General features: G+C 72.7%; 13 protein-coding genes and 4 pseudogenes. 6 read left to right on the top strand and 11 right to left on the bottom strand.

Features of this window, described 5'->3' with window-relative positions:
- Nucleotides 1–252 precede the first annotated feature (252 nt).
- Entirely contained in the window at nt 253–1,386 is a 1,134-nt protein-coding gene (locus ACX25U_RS33235; RefSeq protein WP_454385531.1) for a methyltransferase, read from the top strand.
- Here ACX25U_RS33235 and ACX25U_RS33230 read toward each other — a convergent pair.
- A complete protein-coding gene (locus tag ACX25U_RS33230; RefSeq protein ID WP_454385529.1) occupies nt 1,376–2,248 on the bottom strand; it encodes a class II fructose-bisphosphate aldolase in 873 nt (290 codons plus the stop codon). The two genes, ACX25U_RS33235 and ACX25U_RS33230, sit on opposite strands and share 11 nt — an antisense overlap.
- A 25-nt stretch (nt 2,249–2,273) precedes the next feature.
- Entirely contained in the window at nt 2,274–3,155 is an 882-nt protein-coding gene (locus tag ACX25U_RS33225; protein WP_454385527.1) for an SIS domain-containing protein, read from the bottom strand.
- 121 nt (nt 3,156–3,276) lie between these two features.
- On the opposite strand from ACX25U_RS33225, the gene ACX25U_RS33220 reads away from it, so the two are divergent.
- Nucleotides 3,277–4,056 carry a DeoR/GlpR family DNA-binding transcription regulator gene (locus tag ACX25U_RS33220; RefSeq protein ID WP_454385526.1) on the top strand — a complete coding sequence of 260 codons (780 nt, stop codon included), beginning with the start codon at nt 3,277–3,279 and terminating at the stop codon, nt 4,054–4,056.
- Nucleotides 4,057–4,091: 35 nt separating this feature from the next.
- Here ACX25U_RS33220 and ACX25U_RS33215 read toward each other — a convergent pair whose 3' ends face one another.
- Entirely contained in the window at nt 4,092–4,472 is a 381-nt protein-coding gene (locus ACX25U_RS33215; protein WP_454385524.1) for a luciferase domain-containing protein, read from the bottom strand.
- Nucleotides 4,473–4,714: 242 nt separating this feature from the next.
- On the opposite strand from ACX25U_RS33215, the gene ACX25U_RS33210 reads away from it, so the two are divergent.
- Both ACX25U_RS33210 and ACX25U_RS33205 read left to right on the top strand, forming a co-directional pair.
- The gene (locus ACX25U_RS33210; RefSeq protein ID WP_454385522.1) at nt 4,715–5,287 is read left to right on the top strand and encodes an Rv1733c family protein; all 573 of its coding nucleotides are present in this window, start codon (nt 4,715–4,717) and stop codon (nt 5,285–5,287) included.
- Between the two features lie 111 nt (nt 5,288–5,398).
- A complete protein-coding gene (locus ACX25U_RS33205; RefSeq protein ID WP_454385520.1) occupies nt 5,399–5,971 on the top strand; it encodes a MarR family winged helix-turn-helix transcriptional regulator in 573 nt (190 codons plus the stop codon).
- A 10-nt stretch (nt 5,972–5,981) separates the two neighbouring features.
- On the opposite strand, the pseudogene ACX25U_RS33200 reads toward ACX25U_RS33205, so the two are convergent.
- The 7 genes and pseudogenes from ACX25U_RS33200 to ACX25U_RS33170 all read right to left on the bottom strand — a co-directional run.
- Nucleotides 5,982–6,191: pseudogene (locus ACX25U_RS33200) on the bottom strand (gamma-glutamyl-gamma-aminobutyrate hydrolase family protein); the annotation flags it as partial.
- 60 nt (nt 6,192–6,251) lie between these two features.
- Nucleotides 6,252–7,472: an RNA-guided endonuclease InsQ/TnpB family protein gene (locus tag ACX25U_RS33195; protein ID WP_454385518.1), complete on the bottom strand. Its 1,221-nt coding sequence runs from the start codon at nt 7,470–7,472 to the stop codon at nt 6,252–6,254.
- Between the two features lie 148 nt (nt 7,473–7,620).
- Nucleotides 7,621–7,959: pseudogene (locus ACX25U_RS33190) on the bottom strand (gamma-glutamyl-gamma-aminobutyrate hydrolase family protein); the annotation flags it as partial.
- A gap of 26 nt (nt 7,960–7,985) precedes the next feature.
- Nucleotides 7,986–8,552: a TetR/AcrR family transcriptional regulator gene (locus ACX25U_RS33185; RefSeq protein WP_454385516.1), complete on the bottom strand. Its 567-nt coding sequence runs from the start codon at nt 8,550–8,552 to the stop codon at nt 7,986–7,988.
- Nucleotides 8,553–8,835: 283 nt separating this feature from the next.
- A pseudogene (locus tag ACX25U_RS33180) lies at nt 8,836–9,290 on the bottom strand (fumarylacetoacetate hydrolase family protein); the annotation flags it as partial.
- 71 nt (nt 9,291–9,361) lie between these two features.
- Nucleotides 9,362–9,667: a hypothetical protein gene (locus tag ACX25U_RS33175; protein ID WP_454385514.1), complete on the bottom strand. Its 306-nt coding sequence runs from the start codon at nt 9,665–9,667 to the stop codon at nt 9,362–9,364.
- A 4-nt stretch (nt 9,668–9,671) separates the two neighbouring features.
- Entirely contained in the window at nt 9,672–9,860 is a 189-nt protein-coding gene (locus ACX25U_RS33170; RefSeq protein ID WP_454385512.1) for a ferredoxin, read from the bottom strand.
- A 24-nt stretch (nt 9,861–9,884) separates the two neighbouring features.
- On the opposite strand from ACX25U_RS33170, the pseudogene ACX25U_RS33165 reads away from it, so the two are divergent.
- Together ACX25U_RS33165 and ACX25U_RS33160 are read left to right on the top strand one after the other, a co-directional pair.
- A pseudogene (locus ACX25U_RS33165) lies at nt 9,885–10,493 on the top strand (cytochrome P450); the annotation flags it as partial.
- Between the two features lie 64 nt (nt 10,494–10,557).
- Nucleotides 10,558–11,757: an MFS transporter gene (locus ACX25U_RS33160; protein ID WP_454385510.1), complete on the top strand. Its 1,200-nt coding sequence runs from the start codon at nt 10,558–10,560 to the stop codon at nt 11,755–11,757.
- A 16-nt stretch (nt 11,758–11,773) separates the two neighbouring features.
- Here the strand turns inward: ACX25U_RS33160 and ACX25U_RS33155 are convergent, their stop codons facing one another.
- Complete coding sequence (locus ACX25U_RS33155; protein ID WP_454385508.1) at nt 11,774–14,284, bottom strand: ATP-dependent Clp protease ATP-binding subunit; 2,511 nt, start codon at nt 14,282–14,284, stop codon at nt 11,774–11,776.
- Nucleotides 14,285–14,325 lie beyond the last annotated feature (41 nt).

The following is a 14,325-nucleotide window of genomic DNA, read 5'->3' as shown; positions in this document are numbered from 1 at the left end:
GGCTGTGAGCTGCGGCTCGGCCAGGGTCTGTCCGGCGGATCAGGCCGACTCCAGCCCGCGGAGCCTGTCAACCCGGGTGAGCGGGGACGATGGGGTCCCCCCTGCTCGAAGAGCTCGGGGTGGGGGTTCCCCTGCTCGAAGAGCTCGGGGTGGGAGTCCCCCCTGCTCGAAGAGCTCGGGGGAGTGCCGGACCCCCGTCTGCGGCATGATCCGCCGGACAGGCCCTAACCTGGACGGGCGATGGACGACCGTATGACGACTGCCTGGGGCGAGCCGGTGCTCGCCCGGTTTCCCGAGGACCCGCGTGACCGGCTGCGGGCCTGGGACGCCTCCGACGAGTATCTGCTGCGGCACCTCGACGAGCAGGGGGTGGACCTGTCCGGGACCGTCGTGGTCGTGGGCGACCGGTGGGGCGCCCTGGTCACGGCGCTGGCGGCACACCGGCCGGTGCAGATCACCGACTCGTTCCTCGGGCAGGAGGCGACCCGCGCGAACCTCGCCCGCAACGGTGCCGAGCCCGGCGCGGTACGCCTGCTCACCACGCAGGACCCGCCGCCCGGCCGTATCGACGTGCTGCTGGTGCGGGTGCCCAAGAGCCTCGCCCTGCTGGAGGACCAGCTGCTGCGCCTGGCGCCCTCCGTGCACGAGGGCACGGTCGTCGTCGGCACCGGGATGGCGAAGGAGATCCACACCTCGACGCTGACGCTGTTCGAGCGGACCCTCGGCCCGACCAGGACCTCGCTCGCCCGGCGCAAGGCCCGGCTGATCCTCTGCACCCCGGACCCCGCCCTGGAGCGGCCCGCCAATCCGTGGCCGTACAGCTACACGCTGCCCGGCGGCATCGGCGCCGTATCCGGCCGGAGGGTCGTCAACCACGCGGGTGTCTTCTGCGCCGACCGCCTCGACATCGGCACCCGCTTCTTCCTGCGGCACCTCCCCGACGGCCGGGGCGCCCGCCGGGTGGTGGACCTGGGCTGCGGCAACGGTGTCGTCGGTACGGCGCTGGCGCTGGCGAACCCGGACGCGGAGGTGCTGTTCACGGACGAGTCGTTCCAGGCCGTGGCCTCGGCGGAGGCGACGTACAAGGCGAACGGCGTGCCCGGGCACGCGGAGTTCCGGGTCGGCGACGGGCTGGCCGGGGTGCCGGCCGGCAGTGTGGACCTGGTGCTCAACAACCCGCCGTTCCACTCGCACCAGGCGACGACGGACGCGACGGCCTGGCGCATGTTCACCGGGGCGCGGCGCGCGCTGCGCTCCGGCGGCGAGCTGTGGGTGATCGGCAACCGGCACCTGGGCTACCACGTCAAGCTGCGCCGGCTGTTCGGCAACAGCCGGCTCGTCGCGAGCGACCCGAAGTTCGTGGTGCTGAAGGCCGTCAAGAGGTAGCCGCCGTACGGGGCGTGCCGATCACCCCGATGAGCCGCCGCGCCTCCCCCACCATCGCCTCCCGTCCCACGCTGAGGTACTTGCGGGAGTCGACCGCCTCGGGGCGGGCGGCGAGGAAGTCCCGGATCGCGCCGGTCATCGCGATGTTGAGGGCGGTGCCGACGTTGACCTTGGCGATACCGGCGGTGACGGCGGCGGTCAGTTCGCCGTCGGGCACGCCGGAGGAGCCGTGCAGGACGAGGGGTACGTCCAGTGCTCCGGCGAGGCGTTCGAGGAGGTCGTGGTCGAGGGCCGCGGTGCGCTCGGTCATGGCGTGGGTGTTGCCGACGGCCACGGCCAGGGCGTCCACCCCGGAGCCGGTGACGAACGCGTGCGCCTCCGCGGGGTCGGTACGTGCGCCGGGGGCGTGGGCATCCAGCGGCGGCGCGCCGTTCTTGCCGCCGACCTCGCCCAGCTCGGCCTCGATCCAGAGCCCTTGGGCGTGTGCCCAGGTCGCCGCGGCGCTGGTCGCGGCGAGGTTCTCCGCGTACGGCAGCCGGGAGGCGTCGTACATCACGGAGCTGAAGCCCGCGTCGGGCGCCTGGCGCAGCAGGTCGTCGCTCTGCACATGGTCGAGGTGCAACGCCACGGGCACGGTGGCCCGTTCGGCCGCGGCGGCGGCCGCGCGGGCGAGCGGCAGCAGCCGTCCGTAGCGGAACTTGACCGCGTTCTCGCTGACTTGCAGGACGACGGGTGCGCCGGCCGTCTCGGCGCCGGCGACGACGGCCTCGACGTGTTCCAGCGTGATGATGTTGAAGGCGACGACGGCGGAACGCGCGGCGGCGGCGCGGGCGACCAACTCGCCGGTGGCTGCAAGCGGCACGGCCTGTCCTGACCTTTCCGAGGGGCTACGGCGCGAGGATCACCGAGCGGGTGAGGTGGCGGGGGCGGTCCGGGTCCAGGCCGCGGGCCCGGGCGACGGCGACCGCGAGGCGCTGGGCGCGGATCAGTTCGGCGAGCGGGTCGAGTTCGCCCTCGATCCACAACCCGCCCGTGGTCCGGACCTGTTCGGCCAGTCCTTGCGGGGCGCTGCCGAACATCCAGGCGACCGTGCCCTCGGTGGTGACACTGATGGGGCCGTGGCGGTACTCCATCGCCGGATAGGCCTCGGTCCAGGACAGCGAGGCCTCGCGCATCTTCAGTGCGGCCTCGTTGGCGAGGCCGACGGTCCAGCCCCGGCCCAGGAAAGTGAACTGCGTGCGGTCGACGAGCCGTTCGGGCAGCGGAGCGGACAGTGCCGTGCCGGCGTCGACGACGACGTCGTCGCTGTGCAGTCCGAGGTGGGCGCGCAGCAGGGTGAGGGCGGTGGTCGCGAACCGGGTCTGCACCACGGAGCGTTCGTCGGCGAAGTCGAGCACGACGACCTCGTCGGCGGCGCCCATGACGGGGGTTCCGGGGTCGGCGGTGACGGCTGTGGTGGGCGTGCGCCCCTTCAACTCCGTGAGCACTTCGAGCACTTCGGTGGTGGTGCCGGATCGGGTGAGGGCGAGGACCCGGTCGTAGGAGCGGCCGTAGGGGAACTCGGAGGCGGCGAAGGCGTCGGTCTCCCCCTGCCCCGAGCCCTCGCGCAGCGCGGCGGCGGCCTGGGCCATGAAGTACGACGTGCCGCAGCCGACGATCGCGACCCGCTCCCCCTGCGCGGGCAGCGCCCGGCCGTGAGCGGCGGCGTCGCCCGCGACGCGGGCCCAGCACTCGGGCTGGCTGGTCAGCTCGTCCTCGACATGACTCATGACCCATCCTCCCGCATCTGCTTGTTCCTGCAAGATAGTGCCACCTTTCGAGCATCATCAAGCATTCGACCGTGTGCCGGTTGCGTTAGGGTCGCGGAGGACCGGGAAACGGAGGCCGCGGATGTCGCGCGACGCGCGCTGGAAGGCGCTGCTGGAGCTGCTCGTCGAGCGGGGCCGGCTGGACGTCGAGGAGGCGGCGGCCGAGCTGCGGGTGTCGGCCGCGACGATCCGGCGGGACTTCGACCAGCTCGCCGAGCAGCAGATGCTCGTCCGCACCCGGGGCGGCGCGGTCGTGCACGGTGTCTCCTACGAGCTGCCGCTGCGCTACAAGACGGCCCGGCACGCCTCCGAGAAGCAGCGGATCGCGAAGGCGGTCGCGGACCTCGTGGCGCCCGGCGAGGCGGTCGGGCTGACGGGCGGCACCACCACCACGGAGGTGGCCCGCGCCCTGGCGGTGCGCAGCGACCTAGCCTCCGGCTCACCCGCGCTGACCGTGGTGACCAACGCGCTCAACATCGCCAACGAGCTCGCCGTACGACCCCAGTTCAAGATCGTGCTGACCGGCGGGGTGGCGCGCCCGCAGTCGTACGAGCTGATCGGCCCGCTGGCGGACGGCGTGCTGAGTCAGATCACGCTCGACATGGCGGTGCTCGGGGTGGTCGCCCTCGACGTCACGCACGGCGCGGCGGCCCACGACGAGGCCGAGGCCGCCATCAACCGGCTGCTGTGCGAGCGCGCCGAACGCGTCGTCGTGGCCGCCGATTCCAGCAAGCTGGGCCGGCGTGCCTTCGCCCGCATCTGCCCGGCCGAGTCGGTGGACACACTGGTCACGGACACGGCGGCGGGGCAGGAGACGGTGCGCCGGTTCGAGGAGGCGGGGGTACGGGTCCTCACCGTCTGACAGCGCCACCGTCTGACAGCGCCCGTCGTGCGCCGTCAGGTGCGCAGGAAGCCCACGCCGCGGCCGTCGTTGCAGCCGCAGGGGGCGGGCCGGCCGTCGTCCGGCGGGCCCTGGTGGGCCTGGAGCGCGACGCTCATCAGGCTCACGAGGAGATCCACGTCGGCCGACGCGTCGAGGCGGAGCGTCACCCAGGGGGAGCCCGGCACGACGCGGACCGCGGCGAAGCGCCGCAGGTCGCCCGCCAGGCGGCGGACGGCCGCGGCGGTCAGGTGGAGGTCGACGTCCCGGCCGGAGTGGAAGTGCGCGATCTCGCCATGGGACGAGCTGAGCGCCTGCCCGGTGCCGCAACTCGGCACCGCCTCCGTCAGATCGGGCCAAGTGGCCAGTTGGGCAAGGGCGCGCGCGGCGAGCGTCATGGTCCCATCATGGCGCGCTCACCGCACGGCAACCGACGCGTGAGCAAGCCTTAACCGATCCGTGTCCGAAGAGGGCGCGACATCGGGGCGCGGAAGGGATGAGCGGGCGCGCGGGCGTACGACCCTGCTCGCGACCGCCTGAGGGGCCTCGGCTCCCCTTCTCCGCGCTTCCGGAAGCCGCTGATCGCTTCTGGGGGCACACTGGAAGAGGGGCCGTCGGTGCTCACGAGGGGGTGTCGAAGGTGACACGTCGTACGGGAGTGTGGCTGTGGCGGTGGCGGCGGAATCCGCTCAGGCGGACCAGTGACGCCGTGGAGGCGTGGATCCTGCTCGTCGCCTGGATCCTCGCCGTGGCCGGTGGTGTGCTGGCAGGAGTGTTGACGGCGGGCGCGATGCAGCGGAGCGCGGACCGCGTCCGTGCCGAGACCCGTCCGTTGCCGGCCGTGCTGACCCAGGACGCGACCCATGGGGCGACTCGGCCGACGAGCGGCGCCCTGATGTGGGGGACGGTCCGCTGGACGGGTCCGGACGGCTCGGTGCACACGGGCCGGACCAGGGTCCCGGCCTCCGCGACGCCCGGAACCCACGTCACGGTGTGGACGAACGGGCACGGCGTCCTGACCTCCCCGCCCGCCTCGCGGGCCGACAGCGCGTTCCAGTCGACCCTGGGCGGCCTGTGGGCGGGCACGGCCGCCGCGGGCGTGGTCATCGGCGGCGCCAAGCTGGTACGGTCCCGGCTCGACCGTCGCCGCTTCGACCAGTGGGACAAGGAGTGGGCGCGCGTGGACACGCCCTGGGGCTGGAAGACCGGCTGACGACGGCTCCGGACTCCGATCCCCGAGGCTGATCGCCGTACACTTCGAGCCCGAACGACCTGGCGGGCGGCACCGGCCTGCCCGGTACCGGCGATCAGCGAGGGAGTGCCCGTGCCCGGCCAGCGTTCCATCACCGAGGCGGAGAAGCTCGCGCGGGCCAAGCTCGGCGGCATCCGCGTGCGCCGGGAGCAGATGGCGGCGGTGGCCAACATCTACCGGGCCGCCTCCGCGGTCCGCCAGCACCTGGAGAACTCGGTGCTGCGCGGCTCGGACCTGACCTGGACCGCGTTCGTCGTGCTGTGGGTGGTCTGGGTGTGGGGCGAGTCGGAGACCCGGCACGTCGCCGAGGAGGCCGGCATCTCCAAGGGCACCCTGACGGGAGTCTCCCGCACGCTGGAGTCGCGCGGGCTGCTGCGGCGCGCCGGCCACCCCACGGACGGCAGGCTCGTGCTGCTGTCGCTCACCGACGAGGGCGAGGACTTCATGAGCCGGGTCTTTCCGGCGTTCAACGAGGAAGAGGCCTTCGTGACCTCGCGGCTGAGCGGCGAGGAGTGCCGGGACCTGGCGGAGATGCTGCGGCGTGTGGTCCTGCAGGTCGAGGAGCACGGCGAGGACCGCCGCCGGTCGCTCCTGGACGGCGCGGACCCGGCGCCGCGGCGCAGCGGGCGCCGCGCCAAGGGGTGAGCCGGGGGATTCAGCGGACTCGGGGTGCCCGTGCCGCCTCCACCAGCGCGTCGAACAGGCGCTGCTGCACCGGATCCTCGTGTGCGGTGTCCTCGGGGTGCCACTGCACGGCCGCGAACCAGCCTGCGCCGCCGGTGGGTTCCACGCCCTCGATCGTGCCGTCGGCGGCCCGTGCGGTGACCGTCAGGCCCTCGCCGAGCCGGTCGATGTGCTGGTGGTGTTGACTTGCTCCTCGGGTCGGAGCCCGGGGATTTCGGCCTTCCGGCCGGGCGCTGTGCCGCTACGCGGCACGGGCTCCGGTGCGGATTCCGTGGCTTCCTGCTTCACCGCGCTGTGCCGGACCAGGGTCCGGTCTTGCCGACGCTCCACAGGCTGTCACCGCCAGTCCGGCGGCCTTGATGTTCTTCGCGGCGTTGTGGTCCCGGTCGTGGACCGCGCCGCAGGCGGTGCAGGTCCATTCCCGCACCTGCAGGGGTTTGGGCCCGTCGCGGTGGCCGCAGGTGGAGCACACCTGGCTGGTGGGCTCGAACCGGCCGACCCTGACGAGGGTGCGCCCGTACCGGGCGGCCTTGTAGGCGAGCATGTGCACGAACTGGGACCAGCCCGCGTCGTGGATGCTCTTGGCCAGCCGGGTGCGCGCCAGCGCCTTGACCGCCAGGTCCTCCACGGCGACCGCTTGGTTTTCGCGGATCAGCTTGGTGGAGAGTTGATGGTGGAACTCGCGGCGTGCGTCGGCCACCTGCGCGTGTGCGCGGGCGACCTTCCGGCGGGCCTTCTCCCGGTTCTTCGAGCCCTTCTGCTTGCGGGACAGCTCCCGCTGGGCCTTTTTGAGTTTCTTCTCCGCCCGGCGCAGGAACCGCGGGGAGTCGATCTTCGTGCCGTCGGACAGGACCGCGAAGTGGGTCAGTCCGAGGTCGATGCCGACGCTCTGGTCGGTGTCGGGCATGCGGGCTGCGTCGGTGGCCAAATCGGTGTCGACGACGAAGGACGCGAAGTACCGCCCGGCAGCGTCCTTGACCACGGTCACCGAGGACGGGACGGCGGGAAGGGCCCGCGACCAGCGCACCCGCACCTCGCCGATCTTCGGCAGGCACAGCCGCCCGGTGGGGGTGATGGACCAGCGGGCGTTGGCAGTGAACCGGATCGCCTGCCTCGCATCCTTGCGCGACTTGAACCGCGGCGCCCCCACCTTCGGGCCCCTGCGCTTTCCCTTGATGGAGGCGAAGAAGTTCCGGTAGGCGGCCTCGACGTCCCGCAGCGCCTGCTGCAGCACCACCGCCGAGACCTCGCCCAGCCAGCGCCGCTCGCGGGTCCTCTTCGCCTCGGTGACCAGTGTCCGCGACAAGACCGCCGCGGTGGGAAACGCCTCCCCGACCGACCGGGCCCGCTCCCGTGCGGCGACCGCGTCGTTGTACACCACCCGCGCGCACCCGAACGCCCGGGCCAGCGCGCTGCGCTGCCCTGGCGTCGGGTCGAGACGGAAGGCGTACCGAAGCTGCATGATCCGGACGCTAGCACCGGTCACCGACAGTCCGGGGCGGATCGGCCGAATCCCACTCCGCCGGAACGATCCGGCGACGCTCCGCGTCACAACCGCCGGATTCGCCTCACCACCGGCGTGAACGCCGGTGCACTGCGAATGAATCCCGGTAGCAGGAGGCCTCGGCCTTGTCGGCGCGGGTGATCTCCGCCAGGGCCGAACCGGGGGCGAGGCAAACGGGGTGCCGGACGTGCCGGTGGTCCTGTCCGGGTCCGTCCATGTCCTGGTGCAGCGTGCCGCCCAGCACCGTGTTGACCACCTGCAGGCCGCGGCAGATCGCCAGCAGGGGCAGGCCCGACTCCAGGGCCCGGCGGGCCACCTCCAGACCGAAGGCGTCCTGGAGGTCGTCGACGTCGTAGACGCTTTCGTGGGCGTCGGCCGCGCCGTACCGGTGCAGGGCGAGGTCGCCGCCGCTGGACAGCGGGACGCCGCCGTGACCTGCGGCCCTGAGCCACGCTCGGTCAAGCGTATGACTCAGGCGTCGTCCGGGTCCGCGGCAAGCCGCCGGAGCAGGTCGCGCAGCTGGGCGAGGGCCTCCTCGGTGACCTCGCGCTCGCCGAACACGAGCTGGTGCAGCACCAGGCCCTCCAGGGCCGCGAAGACCAGCCGGTACAGGCCGCGGTCGACCGGCCGGGACAGCATCTGGGAGAGCTCCCGGCGGGTGGCGTCGAAGTAGTCCTCGTACAGACCGCGCAGGTGCGGCAGCAGCTCTTCGCGGCGGCGCGCCTCCAGCAGCAGCTCGTACTGGAACGCCTGGAGGTCCGGGCCGGACTCCACCATGTCCGCCAGGCTCACGGAGAAGTCCGCGACCCTGCCTGAGCCGGGCTCGAGCGCGCTGCTGTTCAGGGAGGAGCGCACGGCGTGGGCGAGCGCCTCCTCGATCAGCGCGTCGCGTGAGCCGAAGTGGTGCACGACGAGCCCGTGGGTGACCCCGGCCTCCTGAGCCACGGCCCGGTAGGTGAGCCTGCGCAGCCCGCCCCGGGCCACCACGCGTACGGCGGCGTCGAGCAGGGCGGCCCGTCCGGCCCCGTAGTTCCGCACCCGCTTACGCGGCCGCCGCCCACGGTCGGTCCCGGCGGAGCCGGCGGGCTCCACAGCCCCGTCGGGCTCGACGGAGTCCGCGGACGCCCCGGACTCGACAGTCCCAGCGGCAGCCGCAGGCTCGGCAGACCCCGCGGAGGCCACGGACCCAGCCGGGCCGCCAGAGGTCGCAGAATCCCCCGACCCGCCCAACTCGACGGCCCCGGCGGAGGCCGTCGGCTCCGTCGGGTTCGTGGTCTCCGCAGGCTCGGTCATGGACACGACCCTACCGGCGCCGCGCCGGTCAGCGGCGCGGCGGCCGGATGCCACGGAATTCCCAGTCGCAGCCGAGGACGGTGGACAGGACCTCCTCGGACTCGGTGGACTGGGCTCCCACGTCGGTGCGGATGGGGATCGGGCCGATGACGATGTGGTTGGTGAGCCGGCCCAGTCCCTCGACCTCCACCTCGACGACGTCGCCGGGCTTCACGGGCCGGGAGTTGGCGGGCGTGCCGGAGAGCAGCACGTCACCGGGGTGGAGGGTGATGGTGCGGGCGGTGTCGGCGACCAGGTAGTGCATGTCCCAGGTCATCTCGCCGGTCGAGCCGTCCTGGAGACCTCGCCGTTGACGTAGGTCCGCAGCCGCTTGGCCCGGAAGTCCCAGTCGGTGACCAGGCCGGGGCCGAGCGGGCAGAGAGTGTCGGAGCCCTTGACGCGCAGCATGGAGCCGGCGTCGGTGTCGCAGAAGTCGCGCAGCCCACGGGCGTCGTCGATCGTACGGAGGGTGTGCCGTCCGTCGAGAGGGTCGGAGCAGCGCAGCCGGCGGGGCCTCATATCCGTGGCGACGACCAGTCCGGCGTACGGCAGCAACTTGCCGTCGTCGAGTTCGACGAGCCGTCGGTCGAGGTCGGCCGCGACGACCCTGTGCCCAGGCGCCACTCGGCGTCGGCGACCGCGGCGCGGAGCCGGAAGGCCAGCGACTCGAAGGACGCCTTGCCGGCCAGGACCTCCTTGGACAGCGGCGGCCGATTGCAGGGCGTGCGGGGCTCGTCGCCGACCAGGGTGATCGGCCCGAGGTGTCCGGCGGCGCGCAGGCTGGCCATGGAGGCGCCGGCCACGACGACGGGTGAGCTCACGGGCTCAGTCCTCGGTCCGGATGGCCTGCAGCGGGCACACGTCGGCGGCTTCCTCGACCTCGTCGCGCAGCGCGTCGTCGGGGTCGCTGACGTAGGCCAGACGGCCGGCGTCGTCGAAGCTGAAGACGTCGGGGGCGGCGAAGACGCACTGACCGTGGTCCTGGCACTTGTTCATGTCGACGACGACCTTCATGGCAGGTCCTCCTCGTGCTGAGGGCGTCGGGACGGGGGGCTGGGAAGAAGAGGGGCCCGGACCGGATGCGGCCGTGCCCCGCGGGACGGCGTCCCGCTGTCCGAGCAGGACTTCGACAACTACTTCCTGCTGCTGGTGGTGGCGGGCAACGAGACGACCCGGCACACCATCACCCACTCCATGCTGGCCCTGCTCCAGCACCCCGAACAGCTGGCCCGCCTGCGGGAGGACCCCTCCCTGATCCCCCACGCGGTCGAGGAGTTCCTGCGCTGGGCCTCCCCCGTGTACCACTTCCGCCGCACCGCCACCCGCGACACCGAACTCGGCGGCAAGCGGATCAAGGAGGGCGACAAGGTCGTCATGTGGTTCGCCTCCGGCAACCGTGACGAGGAGGTCTTCGGCAACCCGTACGACTTCGACGTCGCCCGGCAGAACAACGACCACGTCACCTTCGGCAAGGGCAGCCCCCACCTGTGCCTGGGCAACCTCCTCGCCCGCACCGAGATCCGGATCATGTTCGAGGAGCTGATCCCGCGGCTGGCCGGCATCCGCCTGGTCGGGGACGTACCCCGGGTCCGCTCCAACTTCGTCAACGGCATCAAGCGGCTCCCGGTGGAGGTGACGCTCGCCTGAGGAACGTCCCGCGCCGGGGCGGGCGGTCTCCCGCCCCGGCGCGCGTGCTTGCTAGCCTGAATTTGTGCCGCTCATAAACAAAGTCCGTCCGCACAGTGCCGTGCGGGACGACGCCCTCACCCGCCTCCGTGCCGTCCTCACCGCCTTCTTCGCCCTGGACGGCTTCGTCTTCGCCGGCTGGGTGGTCCGCATCCCGGCGATCAAGCAACAGACCAACGCCTCGGCCGGCGACCTGGGCCTCGCCCTCCTCGGCGTCTCCGCCGGCGCGGTGGTCACGATGGCCCTGACCGGCCGCCTGTGCCGCCGCTACGGCAGCCACCGGATCACCGTCGTGTACGCCGTGCTGCTCTCCCTCAGCATCGCCCTGCCCCCGCTCACCCACTCCGTCCTGGCACTCGGCGCGGTCCTGCTGTTCTTCGGGGCGGCGTACGGCGGCATCAGCGTCGCCTTCAACAGCGCGGCCGTGGACCTGGTGGCCGCGCTGCGACGGCCGATCATGCCGAGCTTCCACGCCGCCTTCAGCCTCGGCGCCATGGTGGGCGCGGGACTCGGCGGGCTCGTGGCCGCGCACCTGTCCCCTGCCCGCCACCTGCTCGGCCTCACCCTGATCGGCCTGCTCGTCACCGCCCTCGCGGGCCCCACCCTGCTGCGGCACGAACCCCCGGTGCCGGCGGAGCGCGTACGGCCCGAAGAAAACCGCCCACGGCGCCTCGACCGCCGTCCCCGAGGACTCGTCCTGGTCCTGGGCCTGATCGCCCTGTGCACGGCGTACGGCGAAGGGGCCATGGCCGACTGGGGCGCGCTGCACTTCCAGCAGGACCTGGGCGCCTCTCCGGGCGTGGCGGCGGCCGGCTACTCCTGCTTCGCCCTGGCGATGACCCTCGGACGGCTGAGCGGTACGACTCTGCTCGAGCGGCTGGGCCGTACCCGTACGGTCGTGGCCGGCGGTGCGATCGCCGCGGTCGGCATGCTGCTCGGCTCGCTCGCGCCGTCGGTGTGGGCGGCGCTGCTCGGTTTCGCCGTCACCGGGCTCGGGCTCGCCAACCTCTTCCCGGTGGCCGTGGAGCGCGCCGGCGCGCTGGCCGGTCCGAGCGGCGTCGCGACCGCCTCCACCCTCGGTTACGGCGGCATGCTGCTCGGACCGCCCGCGATCGGCTTCCTGGCCGACTGGGTCTCCCTGTCGGCCGCGCTCACCAGCGTCGCCGTGCTGGCCGCCGTCGCCGCCGTGATCGCCTTCGCGACCCGGCGGTCGGCGCAGGAGTGACGGGCGGCGCCGTGCCTCAGGTCAGCCGGCCGGGGAGCTCCGGGTGTTCGACCCGGCAGACCAGGGCGTCCTTGTCGACGTCCGCCACGATCGTGTCGCCGGGGTCGGCCGAGTCGCTCAGCAGCAGGGAGGCGATGCGGTTGTCCAGCTCGGCCTGGATGGTGCGGCGCAGCGGGCGGGCGCCGAACTCGGGCTGGTGACCGTGGGCGACCAGCAGCTTCTTCGCGGCGTCGGTGACTTCCAGCTCCAGGCCCTGGGCGCGCACCCGGCGGCGGCTGTTGTCCAGCAGCAGGTCCACGATCCGGCCGAGGTCGTCCTCGCTCAGGCCGTGGAAGATGATGATGTCGTCGATGCGGTTGAGGAACTCCGGCAGGAACCTCCCGCGCAGGTCCTCCATCAGCTGCTCCTTGATGCCGGCGACGTCGCCGTGGTGGGCCAGGATCCGCTGGGCGCCGATGTTGGAGGTCATGATGATCACGGTGTTGCGGAAGTCGACGGTGCGGCCCTGCGCGTCGGTGAGCCGGCCGTCGTCGAGGACCTGGAGCAGTGTGTTGAAGACGTCCGGGTGGGCTTTTTCCACCTCGTCGAACAGCAGCACGCTGTAGGGCTGCCGGCGCACCTTCTCGGTGAGCTGGCCGGCCTCCTCGTGGCCGACGTAGCCGGGCGGGGCGCCGACGAGCCGGGAGACGGTGTGCCTCTCCTGGAACTCGCTCATGTCGAAGCGGACCATGCGGTCCTCGTCGCCGAACAGCAGCTCGGCGAGGGCCTTGGCCAGTTCGGTCTTGCCGACGCCCGTGGGGCCGAGGAACAGGAAGGAGCCGACGGGCCGGTTCGGGTCGCTCATGCCGGCCCGGCTGCGGCGCACCGCCTGCGCGATCGCGGTGACCGCCTCGTCCTGGCCGACGACCCGGGCGTGCAGGGCCTCCTCCAGTTTCAGCAGCCGCTCCTTCTCGCTCTCGGTCAGCTGGGCGACGGGGATGCCGGTGCGCCGCGACAGCACGTCGGCGATGTCGTCGACGGTCACCTCGAGGACGCCCTCGCGGCGCTCGGCCAGGCCCTCCAGTTCCGTCTCCACCTCGGCGATCCGGTCCTTGAGCTCGGAGGCCCGCTCGAAGTCCTCGGCGGCGACGGCCTGGTCCTTCTCCCGGCGCAGCTTGGCCAGCCGGTCCTCGCGCTCGACGACCTCGGTGGACCGGCCCAGGGAGCGCAGGCGCACCCGTGCCCCGGACTGGTCGAGCAGGTCGATGGCCTTGTCGGGCAGGAAGCGGTCGGTGACGTACCGGTCGGAGAGCTCGGCGGCGGCGGCCAGGGCGTCGTCGCTGTAGCGGACCTGGTGGTGGGCCTCGTAGGAGTCGCGCAGGCCCTCCAGGATCTGCACGGTCTCCTCGACGCTGGGCTCGGGCACCATGACCGGCTGGAAGCGGCGCTCCAGGGCGGCGTCCTTCTCCACGTACCGGCGGTACTCGTCGAGGGTGGTGGCTCCGACGACGTGGAGTTCACCGCGGGCGAGGGCCGGTTTGAGGATGTTGCCCGCGTCCATGGAGCCCTCGCCGGTGGCTCCGGCGCCGACGACGGTGTGCAGTTCGTCCAGGAACAGGATCGTCGACTCGGAGGCCGCCTTGACCTCGTCGATGACGTTCTTCAGCCGCTCCTCGAACTGGCCCCGGTACTGGGCGCCCGCCACCAGCCCGGTGAGGTCCAGGGCGATCACCCGCTTGTTCTCCAGGGTCTTCGGCACGTCCCCGTTGACGATCCGCTGGGCGAGCCCTTCCACGATCGCGGTCTTGCCGACGCCCGGCTCGCCGATCAGGGCGGGGTTGTTCTTCGAGCGGCGGGAGAGGACCTCGACGGTCTGCTCGATCTCCGCGGCGCGTCCCACCACCGGGTCCAGCTTCCCGGCCCTGGCCTCCTCGGTCAGGTCACGGCCGTACTGGTCCAGGGTCGGGGTGGCGCTCGGGGTCTCGCCCGCGCTCGGCGCGGTGTCGGGACGGGAGGCCGTGTCGGCGCTGCGCCGCACCTGGTCGGCCTCGATGCCGTGGGCGGCCAGGACTCGCGCCGCCGGGGCGCCCGGCGTGTCCAGGAGCGCGCCGAGGATGTGCTCGGGGCCGATGTACGACACTCCGGCCGCCCGGGAGTGCTCGTAGGCGCGCAGCAGCACCCGCTTGGCCGCCGGGGTCAGGCCGGGCTGCGCGGAGGGCATGCCGCTCTCGCCGGGCAGCGCCTCGGCGAGGTCCGCGCCGAGCCGGTCGGGGTCGGCGCCGGCCTGACCGAGCAGGCCGCGGGCCGGTTCCACCTGGGTGCACGCCCACAGCAGGTGCTCGGTGTCCAGGTCGGAGCTGCCGTCCTCGGCCGCTCGCTTGGTGGCCTGGTTGATCAGCTCGCGCGCGGGCTCGGTCAGCAGCCGTCCGATCGGTACGCGCTGCACCTGCGGGGGCGAGGCGGCGGGCGTCATGCCGAAGAAGCGGTTGAGGATCTCGGAGAACGGGTCCGGGCCGCCGAAGGAGGCGCCGAAGGGTGACATCGTCATGATCGCCGTCCGGAACATGGGAGGTGTGTCTCCCACTACCC

The organism is Streptomyces sp. JNUCC 63, from assembly GCF_054366325.1.
The sequence above is the reverse complement of the archived record's forward strand: the minus strand, read 5'-3'. Positions and strand labels throughout refer to the sequence as shown.

Bases quoted from the DNA above. Each gene is read 5' to 3' on its own strand.
- ACX25U_RS33235 (WP_454385531.1), top strand. From the start codon at position 253: ATGACGACTGCCTGGGGCGAGCCGGTGCTCGCCCGGTTTCCCGAGGAC.
- ACX25U_RS33225 (WP_454385527.1), bottom strand. From the start codon at position 3,155: ATGAGTCATGTCGAGGACGAGCTGACCAGCCAGCCCGAGTGCTGGGCC.
- ACX25U_RS33220 (WP_454385526.1), top strand. From the start codon at position 3,277: ATGTCGCGCGACGCGCGCTGGAAGGCGCTGCTGGAGCTGCTCGTCGAG.
- ACX25U_RS33215 (WP_454385524.1), bottom strand. From the start codon at position 4,472: ATGACGCTCGCCGCGCGCGCCCTTGCCCAACTGGCCACTTGGCCCGAT.
- ACX25U_RS33195 (WP_454385518.1), bottom strand. From the start codon at position 7,472: ATGCAGCTTCGGTACGCCTTCCGTCTCGACCCGACGCCAGGGCAGCGC.
- ACX25U_RS33170 (WP_454385512.1), bottom strand. From the start codon at position 9,860: ATGAAGGTCGTCGTCGACATGAACAAGTGCCAGGACCACGGTCAGTGC.
- ACX25U_RS33155 (WP_454385508.1), bottom strand. From the start codon at position 14,284: ATGACGATGTCACCCTTCGGCGCCTCCTTCGGCGGCCCGGACCCGTTC.